The 16,870-nt window shown below is 44.2% G+C and carries 15 protein-coding genes; 6 read left to right on the forward strand and 9 right to left on the reverse strand.

What is annotated here, in order from left to right; genetic code table 11:
• The first annotated feature begins 52 nt into the window (after window positions 1-52).
• Window positions 53-1,285 carry an imidazolonepropionase gene (gene hutI / locus AEA42_RS02785; RefSeq protein WP_055646904.1) on the forward strand — a complete coding sequence of 411 codons (1,233 nt, stop codon included), beginning with the start codon at window positions 53-55 and terminating at the stop codon, window positions 1,283-1,285.
• Window positions 1,286-1,365: 80 nt separating this feature from the next.
• Here the strand turns inward: hutI and AEA42_RS02790 are convergent, their stop codons facing one another.
• Window positions 1,366-4,512, reverse strand: a complete 3,147-nt coding sequence (locus tag AEA42_RS02790; RefSeq protein WP_055646905.1) for a hypothetical protein — start codon at window positions 4,510-4,512, stop codon at window positions 1,366-1,368.
• Between the two features lie 269 nt (window positions 4,513-4,781).
• A complete protein-coding gene (locus tag AEA42_RS02795; protein ID WP_055646906.1) occupies window positions 4,782-5,324 on the reverse strand; it encodes a protein tyrosine phosphatase family protein in 543 nt (180 codons plus the stop codon).
• 262 nt (window positions 5,325-5,586) lie between these two features.
• On the opposite strand from AEA42_RS02795, the gene AEA42_RS02800 reads away from it, so the two are divergent.
• Window positions 5,587-6,183 carry a hypothetical protein gene (locus AEA42_RS02800; protein WP_055646907.1) on the forward strand — a complete coding sequence of 199 codons (597 nt, stop codon included), beginning with the start codon at window positions 5,587-5,589 and terminating at the stop codon, window positions 6,181-6,183.
• Between the two features lie 207 nt (window positions 6,184-6,390).
• On the forward strand, window positions 6,391-8,283 hold the full coding sequence (locus tag AEA42_RS02805; RefSeq protein ID WP_231640343.1) for a DUF885 domain-containing protein: 1,893 nt from the start codon (window positions 6,391-6,393) through the stop codon (window positions 8,281-8,283).
• Window positions 8,284-8,373: 90 nt separating this feature from the next.
• Here the strand turns inward: AEA42_RS02805 and AEA42_RS02810 are convergent, their stop codons facing one another.
• The 3 genes from AEA42_RS02810 to AEA42_RS02820 all read right to left on the reverse strand — a co-directional run bounded on the left by AEA42_RS02810 (window position 8,374) and on the right by AEA42_RS02820 (window position 10,762).
• A complete protein-coding gene (locus AEA42_RS02810; RefSeq protein ID WP_055646909.1) occupies window positions 8,374-9,105 on the reverse strand; it encodes a hypothetical protein in 732 nt (243 codons plus the stop codon).
• 127 nt (window positions 9,106-9,232) lie between these two features.
• The gene (locus tag AEA42_RS02815) at window positions 9,233-10,246 is read right to left on the reverse strand and encodes a DUF3137 domain-containing protein (RefSeq protein WP_055646910.1); all 1,014 of its coding nucleotides are present in this window, start codon (window positions 10,244-10,246) and stop codon (window positions 9,233-9,235) included.
• Window positions 10,247-10,339: 93 nt separating this feature from the next.
• Complete coding sequence (locus tag AEA42_RS02820; protein ID WP_037416234.1) at window positions 10,340-10,762, reverse strand: hypothetical protein; 423 nt, start codon at window positions 10,760-10,762, stop codon at window positions 10,340-10,342.
• Window positions 10,763-11,134: 372 nt separating this feature from the next.
• Between AEA42_RS02820 and mtnC the strand changes: the two genes are divergently transcribed.
• Entirely contained in the window at window positions 11,135-11,815 is a 681-nt protein-coding gene (gene mtnC, locus AEA42_RS02825) for an acireductone synthase (protein WP_037427953.1), read from the forward strand.
• 61 nt (window positions 11,816-11,876) lie between these two features.
• Here the strand turns inward: mtnC and AEA42_RS02830 are convergent, their stop codons facing one another.
• Window positions 11,877-12,272, reverse strand: coding sequence for a GFA family protein (locus tag AEA42_RS02830; protein WP_037416229.1), 396 nt, complete (start codon window positions 12,270-12,272; stop codon window positions 11,877-11,879).
• Between the two features lie 149 nt (window positions 12,273-12,421).
• On the opposite strand from AEA42_RS02830, the gene AEA42_RS02835 reads away from it, so the two are divergent.
• Together AEA42_RS02835 and AEA42_RS02840 are read left to right on the forward strand one after the other, a co-directional pair.
• Window positions 12,422-12,850, forward strand: a complete 429-nt coding sequence (locus AEA42_RS02835; RefSeq protein ID WP_055646933.1) for a thioesterase family protein — start codon at window positions 12,422-12,424, stop codon at window positions 12,848-12,850.
• Window positions 12,851-12,909: 59 nt separating this feature from the next.
• Window positions 12,910-13,173: a GNAT family N-acetyltransferase gene (locus AEA42_RS02840; RefSeq protein ID WP_055646911.1), complete on the forward strand. Its 264-nt coding sequence runs from the start codon at window positions 12,910-12,912 to the stop codon at window positions 13,171-13,173.
• A gap of 20 nt (window positions 13,174-13,193) precedes the next feature.
• On the opposite strand, the gene AEA42_RS02845 is transcribed toward AEA42_RS02840, so the two are convergent.
• The 3 genes from AEA42_RS02845 to AEA42_RS02855 all read right to left on the reverse strand — a co-directional run bounded on the left by AEA42_RS02845 (window position 13,194) and on the right by AEA42_RS02855 (window position 16,868).
• Entirely contained in the window at window positions 13,194-13,742 is a 549-nt protein-coding gene (locus tag AEA42_RS02845) for an HPP family protein (RefSeq protein ID WP_055646912.1), read from the reverse strand.
• Window positions 13,743-13,860: 118 nt separating this feature from the next.
• On the reverse strand, window positions 13,861-14,271 hold the full coding sequence (locus AEA42_RS02850; RefSeq protein ID WP_055646913.1) for a thioesterase family protein: 411 nt from the start codon (window positions 14,269-14,271) through the stop codon (window positions 13,861-13,863).
• A 107-nt stretch (window positions 14,272-14,378) separates the two neighbouring features.
• Window positions 14,379-16,868 carry a hypothetical protein gene (locus tag AEA42_RS02855; RefSeq protein WP_055646914.1) on the reverse strand — a complete coding sequence of 830 codons (2,490 nt, stop codon included), beginning with the start codon at window positions 16,866-16,868 and terminating at the stop codon, window positions 14,379-14,381.
• Window positions 16,869-16,870: the final 2 nt, after the last annotated feature.

The raw sequence follows: 16,870 nt of genomic DNA on the forward strand, positions 1-16,870 counted from the left end.
TCGATAATAAAGAGTTTGCGGGGCCAAAAAGCCAACGTAGCGAGGGATAACAATGTCTTGGGATCAGGTTTGGATAGACGTTAACGTAGCAACAATGGACCCTTCCATATCAGCACCTTACGGTGCAATTACCAATGCGGCTATCGCAGTAAAAGACGGTAAAATTGCCTGGTTAGGCCCACGCAGCGAGCTGCCCGCCTTCGATGTGTTGTCCATTCCTGTTTACAGGGGCAAGGGCGGTTGGATCACTCCGGGGCTGATTGATGCCCACACCCATTTAGTGTTTGCAGGTAATCGTGCCAACGAATTCGAGCTACGCCTAAAGGGCGCTACCTATGAGGAAATCGCCCGTGCTGGCGGCGGCATTATTTCCACGGTTAACGCCTGCCGTGAGGCCGACGAAGCCGAGTTATTTGATCTCGGCCGCCAGCGTTTAAATGCCTTGGCAAAGGAAGGCGTTACCACGGTCGAGATTAAATCTGGCTATGGTCTAGATACCGAAACTGAACTCAAAATCCTTCGCGTCGCCCGCGAACTCGGCCAACATCACCATGTGGATGTGAAGACCACCTTCCTCGGTGCCCATGCGGTGCCGCCCGAATTTAAAGACAATAGCGACGGCTATGTCGACTTAATAATCAATAAGATGCTGCCTGCGGTGATTGCCGAAAACCTCGCCGATGCGGTGGATGTATTCTGTGAAAACATCGCCTTTAACCTAGAACAAACCGAGCGCGTGCTGAGCGCCGCCAAAGCGGCTGGCCTGCAAGTTAAACTGCATGCCGAGCAATTATCCAATATGGGCGGCTCTGAATTAGCCGCACGCTTAGGGGCTAAGTCGGTTGATCATATTGAATATTTAGATGAGGCTGGCGTTCAAGCCCTAAGTGAAAGTGGCACCTGCGCCGTGCTGTTACCGGGCGCGTTTTACTTTTTGCGGGAAACCCAAAAACCGCCAATCGACTTATTGCGTCAATACGGTGTGCCTATGGTGCTCGCCAGCGACTTTAACCCCGGCTCATCGCCCATCTGCTCGACCCTGCTGATGCTGAACATGGGTTGCACCCTATTCCGCTTAACCCCAGAGGAAGCGCTTGCGGGTTTAACACTCAATGCCGCTAAGGCGCTTGGGATTGAAGATAATGTCGGCAGCTTAGTGGTCGGCAAACAGGCGGATTTCTGTCTGTGGGATATCGCCACCCCAGCACAGTTGGCCTACAGCTACGGCGTCAATCCCTGCAAAGATGTAGTGAAGAATGGCAAGCTAGTTCATCAACACACCTAAATACACAAGTTAGAGAAATGCCATTGATAGCTTCACGAACAAAGCTATCAATGGCAAAACTAACTAAATATTTTTTATATTCAAAACTGACAACTAGAACCCTGCTTGGAATTTCTGCGATAAGTTGCTACGAGGTAAAGGATAAAAAGCAAAAATAGCGATAAGCTTCCACCACCCTCCCCATTATCGCTTGGAGGCGTAGACGGATTATCCGTGTTATCATGATTATTATTTTCTAAAATTTTTAATTTGATCTCCTTTGTAATTTCAACATTCCCATCTGAGACTCCAATAGTTAAATTAATTACTCTTGGTTTTTCATTATTAGGGATCACACCATTTAAAACACCGTTATTGGAAATAGATAACCAATTTACATCTTTACGAATAATTTTATACGTCAACCGGTCTAAATCCTCATCAACAGCTCTAATGGGGAAATAAACGGATTGTCCATTGTAATAACTTTCTATTTCATGGCTATAAATTCTTGGAGCTGAGTTTGGAAGTGGTAACGTACAGTTATCTGCTCCATTATCTAATTCAATCAGGCAGTTTTGATCTATAGCTAACAATTCATAACCAATTCCAACTACATTCGCATTAAAAAAATATCTTCCTTTACTATATGTAAAGTTACTGATATTAGCCTCTGGCTCCAGATAGCTCAACTTAACGTAAACATGTTTCTGTAACTTTGGATCATAAATACGTATGGCATCTTCCATTAAATTATCATTTTTTATAGTTACAGCACATACCATCCATCCCCGAGGGTCATCAGCATCACTGTGGCAGTCACCAGTGCTAGCAACCACCAACTCATTATCAGCATTATCAATCTTAACAAGATTTCCATTACTGAACTGATATTGATAATTATAAAAAAATCCTGCTACAGTTCGATGAATCATATTATATTCTGGATAAAAATAATCAGAAAGATATGTTGTATATATTTTATTTAATTTAAAGTCATAATCATTCAGATAATAAATTTCCATTTTATCAGAATAGTATACATAAGCATATGAGTCACCTTGTTCACTTTTCACAATACTAACACTAGTCGCATCATTTGGCTTAAGTGAAATATCTTTAATTGTAAAATCGTTACAGTTAATTATAAAATAATTATCATCAGCAAATGTCGCTTTGTTGTAACTAGATAACAGCAAAGAGTCCGATAAACTATAATAATCAAGTTTTAAACTAATGTCCCTACCATTCAGATCTATCTTTGATAAAGATTTATTGTTACTCCTCCAAAGGCTATTACCATTAGAATCACTCCAGAGATAAAATATACCACCACCACATTGAACAGGATTTGAACTTATATAACCATTCAAATTTGGTTTTAAAACATCAAATACATTGTAATCATTAACATTTAAAACATAATTATTATCAAAAAGAATATTCCCTTTATTGTATGAAATTGGGTTAAATAGTTTTATATTTGACGAGTCATTATAGGAATACAAATTTCTAACAGCGCCATTTTTAAAAATGGAAACATTATTTAATGAACTAAATATAAATCCATCGATAGAATCAAGCCAATAATTAACAAAACCATTAAAAATATCAATCTTTGTCAGATCGTCACGAATCATAAAAGCATAATAAGAATTATTGTCGAGATTTCTAATGCTAGAAGAAACAATCCCATCGTTAACTTTATTAACACCATGGATACCTGAGAAATTTAACTGACCAGTATTCCTTCCAAAATTGCTTAGAAATATCAGATTAAATAAATCATAATTTTCATCAAATTCAAATAATCCTTCAAATTTTTGATCACTTAATAAATTTTCAGAAATAACATCACGCTTTAAAGAAAATAACCTCCCGCTAACAATAAAGCCGCTACGATACTGACCATGATAGTTTTTTATAGAAAAGCTACTTAATTTAGCCTCTCTTATTTTGTACTTGTATAACGTTTTTTTATCGTCCAAAACAGTTCTAGTGAGAATAAATATTTCATCCGCCGACTTTGCCAATATATCAGCAACAACATTTTTATCTATATTAACACCAACCTCTTTCACCTCAGATGTAACAAGATTGACTAAAATCATTTTAGTCTCAACTATCGTTCCAGCTTCAATATATCTCGCATTCACTAAAACATTACTTGCATCTACCTTAAATAGGGTTACATTATCTAGTCCTTGAGCAATCTCAGGTAGAACATTTATATTTTTACAGGTAAGACTCGTATTTAGATTACAAGTTTGTATCTGATAGCCATCACCATAATTTGTGGCACGCTTTTTTATCAAGAATGTAATAGAATTCTCATTTGAAATAATGCCTGAGTTACTTGAAAATCTATAATTACCGCTTAGCCTTATTTCTCCAGAATAACCCTCACCACTTAAATACAAATAATCTACCGACCGTTCTGAACCAAATGAAATAGCAAATAAACCTTTACTATTGAAATCACCTTGAGGTGCGTTGTACTTATCTCTTAATACAATATCACCTGAATCTCTATATACAAAAGCCTGTTCTCCATCAGGATAATTGTACAAATCATCCAATCTTACGCCGTCAGTATTATAAAGTACGCCGTCATACTCAAAATATATATTACTACCATTATTCTGGATCAATTCACTCCCCCAGTCATCACCATCCATTAACTTGGTAAGTAAATCATCCTTACTATTATATGAGTAAACTTTATTATTTCTCGCAAATATAAAATTTCCATCATTTATATAAGATATCCAACTTAACTCGGAAAATAATTGAGAGCCTACACCATCTCTAATCTGTGAAATATCTTTATTATTCTTCAGCTTATAATATAAATCCCACTTAATTAGTTTTTTATATTCCAAATTAAAGTAAAACATCTCATCAGTCGTATCTATGTAAAATGTATATAAATCATCCCCTATTTTCTGTAAGGAGTTATGGTCTAATACTGTGAATTTTCCCTTATTAGCGAGAGGAATATCTACTTCGATGGGAGTTGTGGCCGACTGATCGAAATAATATAACGAAGTAAAGCCATTCTGGTTAATTCCAGTAAATAAAAAACCATCCTTTGTTGATATTACTTTCGAACTAGAAGTATCAACACTTGGTAAAATAATATCGTCGTTTGTATCAAAAACCTTTATTGCTGGCTCAAAATTAGAACTTACAAAGAAAGGAATAAAGATTAAAGTTAGACCTAAATATTTATTAAATAGTTTTCCCATACACAATGAGCCTCACATCCATGATTGGTTACTATGCTTTATGCATTGGCTCATCATACCAACCCTTAAAATGTTAAACAATTGATAAGAAGTTGTTTTTTTATGTATCTACCAAAAAATAACCGTTCTCCATCTTGTTTTACCAGCTAAAGCAAATTCTCCAGTAACTTGATGTATAACGGAGATGATACGTCACATATAAAGCGCCATCCGCGCATCAAGCGTATAACTAAGCAATCGCGCGGGCGGATTCATACTCACGTAAAACATTAGAAACCGTATTTTTGACTTACATCCACTAACAATTCCTGCCATTTAGGATAGTTTGATAACTCTCCATTCCATGGCGCCATAGTCTTTTCTATCTCAGGCTTTTGGCCTTGCTTTAACTGATATAAATAGGCAAACGCTGAGGCGCGATAATTAGCAAGGCAATGAACTAACACATTTTTCCCCTTATGCTGATCCATTGCTGTAAAGAAGGCTTCAACATCTTCTACTTTAGGGTTTTGCCAATCCACGGGAATATACACGTACTCCATTCCAGCCTGAGTCACGAGTTTTCTTTCATCTGGATGGGCATCTTTATTACTATCGGGCATAAGATTGATCACCACATCCACACCCGCCTGTTTAAGCTGCGCAAACTGTTGCTCACTCGGTAAGCCCGAGCTTAATAACTGCGGCGCTTGCTGTTGTAATGCCCTCACATCTTTTATATTTTCAAACGATTCAGATTCAATAGTGGCATTCGCCAGCGGAGCCCCTAAAAGCAGGGCAAAAACAAGGCTCGAAAGTGCGGTTTTCCTCATCTACAACTCCTTAGTTAACATAAAAATCATAGGCTTGCTTAACGCTCTGATAATCCTTTATCAGCTAAGTTCAGCAAATATCGCAACCGATGTAAAAACCTTTGAGCAAGCGCTCATTTTTAATATTAGGGCACCTTAACTAAGGGGATTTTCAATAGAGACATTGGTACGACTAAACTAGTTTTAGGGATATCATTGAATTTACAGAGGAGAATCCTGTAAGTTAGTGCAAACAAACTAACAGGCGCGAAATGGAGTTGTCATGTTAAGGATACTGAGTTTGCTGCTACTGATTTTTTCCAGCCAAAGCCTAGCTAGCTCATGGCCTGTACCTAAGTCGATTGTGATGGTCAGCCCTGATGGAGGAGTCATTGCGCGACTCCACTCTGGCTCATTTCCCTTAGACAAGCCTGAGTCAGCGCAAATGAGTATTTTTACCTGGGATGAAAAGTCTGGATATGTGCTTTCCGAGCACTACCAACTACCTTATCGTTTTGCTCCTGCTAGATTTGCAGTAAACGATAATGGCTTTGTGATTACTGTGGGTAAATATGTTGCGGAAGAAACTGGCCCAGATATAGGCATTTTTAATCCTCAAGGACAGCAAATACAGTCCTATAACTTGGAGCAGCTTTTCCCAGATGCAACGCAAAGACAGCAATTAATCGCTCAATCACAAAAATTAACCACTGAATGGCAGCAACCTCAGCGAAATGAGCCCCAATGGTATTGCCTATCTGCCCCAGAGGCCATGATGAATAATGCTTTTTCAGTTAGACATGAATTAGGTGCTTTGCTGATTTATGTGGATGGGAATCCACTTGAAAGCTACCTATTTGAAAATGGCTGCCCATTATAATGATCTATAAGGATTTCCTTAGTCCCCCACTTCGCTTTTCACTCCACATTATCAATAAAACTAGTAACAAAATTTATGCAGTTTGAGTGCAATAAACTGTTAGGATAACCGTTCAAATTTGAGCTTGATCACACTAATCACGGTTTAACGCTTGCGGCACAAGTCCAACAACGGATTTGCCCACAATGTTTTTGTATGAGTAACCTGATGAAAAGAATAGTAAATGCTTTAATTTTGGCCATGTTAGCAACGGGCTGTAGCGATCCAAACCCAACACAGACCAATCAAACCACTGAGCAGGCCAAGGCCGAAAAGGCCGTCCAAGTATTGAGCCTTAAGCAGCAACTTGCGCCAATCACCCAGCGTTATTTTGCCCTAAGGCCAGAAATCGCCACCTATTATGGCGTGGCCGAGGATGAGGCGGGCAAGGATGTACTCTCTAAGCTGACCGATTACAGCCCGTCGGGGGAAAATCATCGGCGTAAAGCGCTTAAGGCCATATTAGCTGAGCTCAATGCTATCGATGCCAGTAAGCTTAGCGCCTCTGAACAAGTGAGTTTAGGCTCGATAAAATCCGAAATCGCCGGCGCCCTGTTACCTGCCGAAACCGTGGCCTATGGCACTATGCTTGGCGAATATGGTGTTTGGTTTTTACCTTATGTCGTCAACCACTTATCTGGATTGCATGTTGAATTTCCGAGCTATATGGAAGATAAGTTTGCAGTCACCACCTCCGAGCAAGCAAAGGCTTATCTTAACCGCTTAAGCATGTACCCTGCCGCCATGGGTACGGTTATCGATAAGCTGGATCAAGATGTACAAATGGGGGTAATCCCACCCGATTTTATTATCGATAAGACCATCGCAGGATTACAGCAACAGTTAGTCCACCATGCCAACAAGCATCCCTTGGTCAGCAGTTTTAAAGCCAAATTAACCGCCGCCCAAGTACCAGAAAGTGAGGCGTTGGCGAACTCTGCCGCCGAACTGGTGGAGACTAAATATTACCCTGCCACGCGCCAGTTGATTTCCGCACTACAGGCTGTGCGTCTCAAGGCCACCCATGTGGCGGGACTTGGACACCAACCTCAGGGCGCGAAACTCTATAAGGCGATGATTAAACACCTCGCCAATTCAGATAAGACCCCAGATGAGATCCACCAACTGGGATTAGATGAAGTCGCCCGCATTACCGCCGAGATGGATGTGTTACTCAAACAAGTGGGTTACCGCAAAGGCACAGTTGGCGAGCGCATGCAGCGATTGCTCAAGGATCCTAAATATATCTACCCCAACACTGCCGAGGGCAAACAACAATTAATGACGGACATTCACGGCTATCTGGCGAAAGTGAATGCCAAATTACCGCTGTGGTTTGGGCTGTTACCAAATCAAGAGGTTGCGGTTGAAGCCGTGCCCGATAGTCGTGCCGCCGCAACCAGCGGTGCATTTTACGATGCGCCGTCACAGGATGGTTCGCGTAAGGGTACTTTTTGGATAAGCCTGTACGATATGGCGGCGCTGCCCTCCTATTCGCTGCAAACCTTAACCTATCACGAGACCAATCCCGGCCATCATCTACAGACGCTCATCGGTCTGTCGGATACCTTGCCGCTGCTGAGTACCATTTTTTACTCTAATGCCGCGGGAGAAGGTTGGGCGCTCTATGCCGAGCGGTTAGCCGCCGAGATGGGCATGTATCAGGATAATCCAATTAACGATCTTGGCCGCTTGCAGTCTGAGTTACACCGCGCGGTGCGCTTAGTGGTCGACACAGGTATGCATGCAAAGGGATGGAGTCGTGAGCAAGCCATTGATTATGCAGTGGCGACTGAGGGAATACACCGCTCAGAGGCCACGTCCGAAATCGAGCGCTATGTGGTTTGGCCGGGACAAGCCTTAGGTTACAAGTTGGGCGAGCTGAAAATTATCGAACTGCTAGCTAAGGCCAAACAAGCCTTGGGCAATAAGATGGATATCAAAGTCTTCCACGACAAACTGCTCGAAAATGGCGCCTTGCCCTTAGATTTATTAGAGCAAAAGATGGATCAGTGGCTCGAGTCTGCTAAGACGGCCAATGCTACCGAGACCAAGGTTTAACTCGGGTAAAACCGCTCACATCATCTCAAATCGGGGCAGCTTAGGCGGCCCCTGTTCTTTTTACGGCTCCCTATGCTTTTACGTTTCAGGTTAATCCGCAAAACGACGCTGATACTTGCCACTTAAATAGCGGATGACTACAAAACCCACAACACCTGGCAGTGTCCACGACAACAGACGCAAATTACCATGGTCGATAAACAAACGGCTGCCACCAAAGGCGAAAAAGGCGGTGTAGCAGGCGATACCCGAGCCAATCATCGCGCCTAAATGCTCTATCCACCATTCTAATTTGGTCAACGTTGCCTTAAAGCTATAGCGCAGGAATCCCGCCCCAACCGTAGTGCCTAACAGGCCGAAAATCACCGCGAGGATCAGCTTTTCTTGGTATCCCCATAGCGCCATCACAGGGCCAAGTAACGTTAAGCTCAGCATTAACGACAAATGCAGCGGCGATGTTAATTGCTGACGCTGCGCCTTATAACGCAGAACCAACACGCCATGCCTAACGGTCACTAGAGTTAACAAGCTGATATAGATGAGAAATATCCAAGCATTTTTACGATCCGCAATCTGCTCTGCTAAAGCATCGGCGTTGGCCGCAGGCTGTTTAATCACCGCGAGCGGATCAATGAGGCCCGTCGCTGCCATCGCCACGCCCGTCGCCGCCACTGTGTACATGGCATAGACATAATAACGGCCAAAACGACTGTGATTCGCGCTGCCCTTTTTCAGCATGGCAGGCATCCAAAATAACACTAATGCCAGTGCGCCCGCGGTAATATGCACAAATTGCGACAGGGTGAAAATCGTGTTCATCATCTTGCTCCATCAAAGTTGAAGCTTGATAGTAACGAGCACGGGGAGTCACCCATAAGTGCCAAAAGTCATGTTTTAAGCTGTAGCATAAAGCAGCCACTTAATGTGGCTGCAATTGAGGCGACTGTCGCTATAACCCAGAATGTTTATCGAGCCTTAAGGTATCGATGATCGAGAAGGTATAACCTAGCTCGGTGAACATCCACTCGATATTGAGCTTAAAATCGATGGGGCGATCTAAATCGAGTTGATTGATAAAGAAATGGTGTTTAGTCGGGATCTTTATCAGTAATTGTTTTTGATAGAAACAGGCTTCAACTTCGGCATTTAATTCGCGACTAAGGACTAATAGATTCTCCATCATCAAAGGATTGAGTAAGTAGCGCGCCTCGACTTGGTCGCTGCTATACACCTCAAAGCAACGCTCAAACCGCACATCCTCAAGCTTGACCCGCGACAGCTTTGTCTTAAACCCCTCAATTCGATTTTTTAAACTGCCCTTATCCGTGACTAACAAGGTAGTAGCGTTGAATCGCTTAGGAATATTGCACACCAGCAGTACACCATTGAAGACGGTTTCCCGATCAACCGAACCATTATCGTTCGATTTAGTGTTGTAAGCATCAACTTCGTAAAACTGGAACGGCACCTTGTTATAGGTTCCCTTAAGGCAATTTTGCGCATACTGCTTATCGGTTTTAGGCAGTAGCCCCAGCTCAAGGAAGAGAGAGAAATCGACCTTAGGCGCCCTCGTTAGCGCAAAGTCATCGCCAAAATACTTAAGGCTAATGGGATAGAGTTTTTCAAAGGCAGCATTATAGAGTTCATCGCTTTCCTTACCCGAGGCAATGACCACTAGGGCTATCACGGGAACGGGCAGAAACGCGCCAATCATCAAAGGCACAAAATAATCCATAGGCACCAGCATAAACTGCACCCCGAGCAGCCCAGCAAATGCCCCTAAAATCACCGTGATACATAGGTAGTAGATTGGGGTGGTGAACTTGGCATTTTTACGCCGCCTTTGGTTTACGCCTTCACGTTTTGCTTCAAACGGTGCACATTTGGGGGCGATTTTTTGTTTGTAATACTTCAGAAAGGGAATGCGGTGCTCTTCGGGAATATCAAATTCAATCGAACTCATTGACTCCTACTCTTTACGACTCAAATCCATTTAGGCCGATGATTTTACGAATTTTATTCCTGTAAGGCCAGTTTAAGGCCTACAAATGACCCATTAAGCCTGAGCAAGCCTGCGGCCACGGCGTTGCAGTAAGCCAAAAATAATCAGCACACCAAAGGCGGCGCTAAAGAGAGTTAAAGCTCTAGCTACACCGTAAAAGTCCGTGAGATTAAAGGAAACCCCATCCGCCCACAGCACCAATAAACCCAGTGGCATTTGCATCGCCACCGCAGTGTACCAATCGAATGGTAATCGAGGGAAAAGCCGCTGATAGCTAAATAGCATCAGCCCAGAGAGCAGCAATAATAAGCCCGCATCATGGGCAGCTAACCCCAGATAAACCGGACTAGTGGGGCTAAGATTATCGACGCTCCCGAGCAAGGCATGCATATAGCCAGCACTGGCAACCAGTGCAAAACTCGTAAAGCTCAATACCGCCAACAGAATACCTAAGCCTAATGCGGGTAAATATTTCATAAACAGCCTCATCATTGCTACGCGCTCAATCCAATCTTTAAATCGTAAAGGCGCACAAATTCAGTCGAAAGAGAGTAAAGCAACAATAACAGCCAAAATTTCCCTTAGCTATTAAGACCATAGTCTTATGTCGACAACAAACTGCTGGATTATAAACAGCATAATTCCCCACACTAGATCCAGTATTTCACCTATATCCACTAGATAAGCCTCTAAAATTACTCATTTAATTGATTTTCAGCCAAATGAGTTAGTGATATGGCGCACATTCTCCCTTGGCTTAAAGGTGAAATCCACTAGCCAATTACCCCAATAACGCTTAGGATCAGGGTTGCATTTTTTAGCCAACATATTGTGGAGTATCAAAACATTATGGGTATCAGAGCCATAGTCGTAGACACAGCAGGCACCACGACAGACCTAACCTTTATCCAAGATGTGCTATTCCCCTATTCTGTCAAAGCCTTGCCAGACTTTTTAGCGCAGAACCAACACAATGTTTTGGTGGAAAACTGTATCTGCGACACCCGAGATATCGCCCTAGAGCCAGATGCTGACTTAGCGCGCGTGACTGAAATTTTACAGCAGTGGGTTCGTGAAGACCGCAAAGCGACCCCGCTCAAAACCCTACAGGGGTTAATTTGGAAGCAAGGTTATGCCCATGATGAGTTTAAGGGCCATATCTTCCCTGACTTTATCGAAGCTGTTAAACGTTTTAGCGCACAAAATCTGCGTATTTACAGTTTCTCATCGGGCTCTGTCGATGCCCAAAAACTGTTATTCAGCCACAGCGATGGCGGTGATTTAACCGAGATGTTTAACGGTCATTTTGATACCCGTACAGGTAACAAATTAGATAAACAAGCTTACTGCAATATTCTCAACACCATCAGCTTAAGCCCTAAGCAAGTGCTGTTTGTGTCTGATGTGATTGAAGAATTAAAAGCAGCTGACGCAGCCGGCATGATGACCTGCCAAATGGTTCGCGACAGCAAGCAGCGCACGGGTGATTTTCGCACTATCAGCAGTTTCGATGAGCTAGTGATCGAGTAACATCGGCACTGCACATCAAAAGCGACCCTAGGGTCGCTTTTTGTTTTTCTGGCAATCACATCTACCTATCCGCAGGGTGATTCACGCCATCGCAAACGGGCACATCGCCTAATTCATAGGGATTCACGCCTTCGAGGCAACCAAGGTTATAGCCATATTCATTGGGATTAGAGCGCCTTTGATGATGGGTATAAATGCCGCACACAGAGCAGAAGTAATGTTTGGCCGTTTTGGTATTAAATTCGTAGCACTTTAATACGGCCTCGCCTTTGATAATCTTCAATCCCGCCAGCGGCACTGAACAGACGATAGCGCCCTTGCGCCGACAGATTGAGCAATCACAACGCCTTGGCTTTTCAATGCCATTGGGCAGCGATAACTCCAACACCACAGCGCCACAATGGCAAGACGCAAAATGTGTTGCCTGAATAACCGTATCCCCAATCTGTTTTATCATCGCCAACTCCTTGCTTCACTTAATGTTGTCACTATTGCCTAAGGCTTGTCGCTCGCACTTTATACTGCTAGTCTGGCAGCCTTAAACGAGCGTTTTAACTAGAGCTTTTGACTATGAGTAATGCAATGGAAAGTCCAACCCTAAGTCCAATGGAAAAGTTTCTCGCACAGCACCCTATAGTGACCGAAATCCCCGTGGCTTGGGGCGAAATGGATGCGCTGCAACACGTCAACAACGTGGTCTATTTCCGTTATTTTGAAACTGCGCGTATCGATTTTTTCAACCGCCTCTTCCCGCTCAATGCCCTGTATAAATCCGGGGTTGGCCCAGTGATTAGCGAAAATCAGGCCCGCTATAAACGTCCAGTAACCTTCCCCGATACCTTATTGGTCAGTGTGAGTATCAGCGATATTCAAAGTGATAGATTCACCATGCATTATCAGGCGTTTAGTAAACAGCAGCAGGCGGTAACGACCCTAGGCACTTCGGTGGCTGTGATGTTTAACTTTAAAACCGGCCAAAAAGCCGAGCTTCCCGCAGAATTACTCGCCATTCTAAAACAACACGAGCAAGCTTAAGCTACCGAGCCGATGGCTACATTGCCATAACACTTTAGGCCATATCAGAGGGAGGCTGTATGTCAGAAAAAGCACCAATTGAAATCACCGTTGAGCATCAACAGGATAAACAACGCTTTGTGATCCCCGTTGACGGTCATGAAGCCGTGCTGGAATACCGACTCAATGGCCAGCACATCAACTTTAACCGTACCTTTGTGCCCGACGAGCTGCGTGGCAAAGGTCTTGCCGAACGTTTAGTTCGCAATGGCCTAAAATGGGCCAAAGCCCAAGATTACGAGATAGAAGCCAGCTGCTGGTATGTGCAGAAGTTTTTGAAATAACTGGCTTCTCGACAGGTACGCTAAATCCAATACACAGGGTAATGGCGCTTGGGATCGGTGGAGAGATTATTCACGACCAGCGCCACCAGCAATAACAGTAGTGAGCCGAGGAATACTGGCATCAACGCATAGAGAAACCCGAGTTGATGCACGTTCTCACCGCCTATCACAGCAATTAATGCCGTTGCACCGCCCGGTGGGTGCAGTGTGCGAGTTAGGTACATCAATGCGATGGCGAGTGATACCGCTAACGCGCTCGCAAGCACCATATAATCGGCAAACACTTGGTACACAGTCACACCAATCAGTGCCGATAATACACTGCCGCCAATCAAGTTACGTGGCTGAGAAAACTCAGCCAGTGGCGCGCCATACACTAATACCGCCGACGCCCCAAATGAGCCAATCACAAACATAGTGCCAAGTAGATGTTCGCCCATATAAGTGGCAAGACTGGCGACTAAGTAAATGCCACAAAAGGCCCCGACCCATGACCAAACGATCTTTTTCAGGGGTTGTCGTGGCGGACAGATGTCCTTAGAACGCATTCGGGTGAAGTAAAATCTCATGCTAAATCCAGCCGGAAGGAATAAAGGCGCGGATAAGTGATCCGCATCACGTTTGCGGCCGCCACGTTAACGTTTTCACCGCACAATTGCAATTGTGCGGTGAAAGCGAATATCAGACTTATGCAGCTTCGCCGTTCAGGCTAGCTAAGATTTCACGAATATCTTCGGGAATAGGGCGACTCTTTTCACAACTGTAGTCGTAGTGGACTAAGGTAGTTTTCACTTCCGCAGTTTTACTGCCAGCTTGCCAACAGCTTTGAGTCAGTTCGAAACTGCTATTACCGATACGGCTAACATAGGTTTTCACCGTCACGCTCTTGCCGTAATAAGTCGGCGCGATAAAGGCTACAGTAAAACCCGCCACAATCAGATTCCATTGATGTAAATCCAACTCGGGATTAAAAATCTCGAAGATTGGCGTGCGCGCCGCCTCGCACCACACGGGGATCACTGTATTGTTAATATGGCCTAGGCCATCGGTTTCGGTAAATCTTGGCTGGATTTCTAGGCTGTATTCGGTGGCTGACATGCAAACTTCCCTTTTGTTGTTCTTATACTTTTATGCTGTGAATGGGATAAACAAGGCGATTGCCCCGTTTATCCCTACCAAGCCTAACAGAAATAAGAAGCGCGATGCTAGAACTGGCAGCTCGCGGTATCTGGGGTTTGCTTGCCGTTAGCATCGTACTTTTTCATACAGCCAGCTTTACCCATATCATAAATTTTTTCGTATTTGAGCTTGCCACTGCTGTCGTAGGACTTAAACACACCATGGCTTTTTGGGTTTTCTAGGTGATAGATTTTGCGTCCCTTGGTCACATGGGAAAAATCCGAAAACCCAGGTTCCTCTTGATAGATCACTCCGTTGATATAGCGCTTGTGCACCACATGTTGCTCATCAATCCGCAGCATTTCGCTGGCTAACTTGCCATTCTGGTCATAACAGACTTTATCCACGGCATAATTGCTGTCGAGATCCTCGATACAACTCACGGCACCATTATCAAAATACTCCCGCTGGATACCGCAGCGTGCAATGGCGTTATCCCAGAAATAAGGTTCACCGTTCCAGGTTTCGCCTTCTTGCTGGCAATAGTTCCATAAACTCTTTAACTGGCCGTTCGGGTAAAAGGTGTAATGGGGGCCAGAGAGACGGTTATTGATAAGATGACCATATTGTACGAGCGAATAGCCGCCGTCGGTGGAATAGCGAATGCTTGGGCCATATTCCTTACCCGCTTTATAAGTCTGCAAAGACATTAAGCGGCCGTTAGAATCGAATCGATATTCTTTATCGACTGACCCATTGGTGTAATAGCTTAATTCGGATAGTCGGCCGCCGCGATACACTCGCTGATCACCATCTTTAATCGAGCTAGTCTCGGCATTGTTTGCGTTTATTACACCCTCACAATCTCCTGTATAAGGCTCTTTTCGCATCATGCATTCATCCTGCGAGGGTTTAAGTTTTACGGCGTCATTGAACTTATACTGACTCAACTCATTCAGATCGCCGTTAGGTTCGAGCCACATTTGTGGGCCATCTAACTCGCCTTGACGATAGTTAGCTACATTGCTGACAGTATTCGGGGCTGAATACCATAGACTCTCACCGTGGAGTCTGCCCTTATCATAATGTTTGAGGGCAAACATAAAATTATCTTTATTGAATAACTTTGCTTCACCTTGGCGTAGACCATTCTCATAGTTGACTTCGGTCTTGTAGAGATAAGTCACCGATTGCCTAGTGGTAAATGCATCGTTAGCATCCGGCGTTCGAATATAGACCCAAGTGCCTGAACGTTTACCGTCGAGGTAGCTGCCTTCACCGCTTTGAAAGCGATAATCCCCTTGGGTAACCTTTTCCGTCCAAGCGCCTTGCTTCACGCCCTTTTGATACAGGCCTTTGCTGCCATCGGACTCAAGCCACTCACCGTCTTTTACGCCATTGAGATAAATGCCCTTTTCGGATAATTTCTTCGCGCCTTCGGTGCCGGAATCGTAATCTGGGGTATAGATTTCACTCGGGCCATCGGGCACGCCCTTGTTGTAGTGAATAAAGCCGTAGTTATCGGCGTCATCCATCATGGACTGCAACACCCATTTACCCTGTTTCTTACCGTCGAGGTACTCGCCCTCCCAATAGGTTTCACGGCTGTCGGCTTCTATCCATTTACCCACTTGTTTGCCCAGCTTATAGTCACCCGCATACATCACACTGCCATTGCGGGCATCGTAGGCAGCGAAGTGACCATCAAGTTCGCCTTGAACATAATTGGCTTCACTGGCAACACCAGCCCAAGTACTGCCCATACTCATGAATTCGTAAAAAGGCCCTGTTCGCGGGATTTTTTCGCTGCCATTTTTAAGCCAATCGACATCGTCGGCCTCATAACCAATGGCGACTAACATAAAACTGCCATCTTCTTCGACGTAGGCACTGCGATCAAACGTGGCGACTAGACTGTATTTTCGTTCACGCCCCTCGGCATCCTTATCGGTGCGAGTCACAGGATAGCGCAGCTTGTATTCCACTGCGGTTTTTACATCCGCCGCTGTGCCTTCAGAATTGCGATAACCAATTAGTGTTGGTTTGAGCTTAGAGGTCCCATCCAAAATCGCTTTAATATCAGGATCTTTTACCCCTTCCGCCTCATAGGTCATACGATACTGCTGCGGCGGCAGCTGGCTTAACACCTTGCGAACGCCGCCAACGGTAAAGGTGCTAATGCTTGGTACAACTTCATCGAGCACGGCTTGCAAGCGTGGCAATTTAGTTAGCTCTTCACCCTCAAAGCCATAACCCCGTAGATGCTGACCATCGGCATCATTGAGCATGACGATAACTTCCTTAGTACCGCCCTTGTCAAAGTCATAGTAAAACACCGCCACGATTTCAGCGCGGCCGTAATCGTCAATACGCACACCGGGCGCATCGCCATAGAGCATTTCGCCCCATACCTGTTGATCTTTTTGATAAAAATTAAGCCATTGGCCATTGGGAAGATCCACGGGACCGTGAACCATTTTGTCATATTCCGCCGCAACCGCAGCAGGAATGACCACAAAAGAAGATAACCACACCGCACCGACAGCGGCGCATAAACGACGAATCGAAAGTTCCATTT

It is taken from the genome of Shewanella sp. Sh95 (assembly GCF_001308045.1).
GTDB lineage: Bacteria > Pseudomonadota > Gammaproteobacteria > Enterobacterales > Shewanellaceae > Shewanella > Shewanella xiamenensis.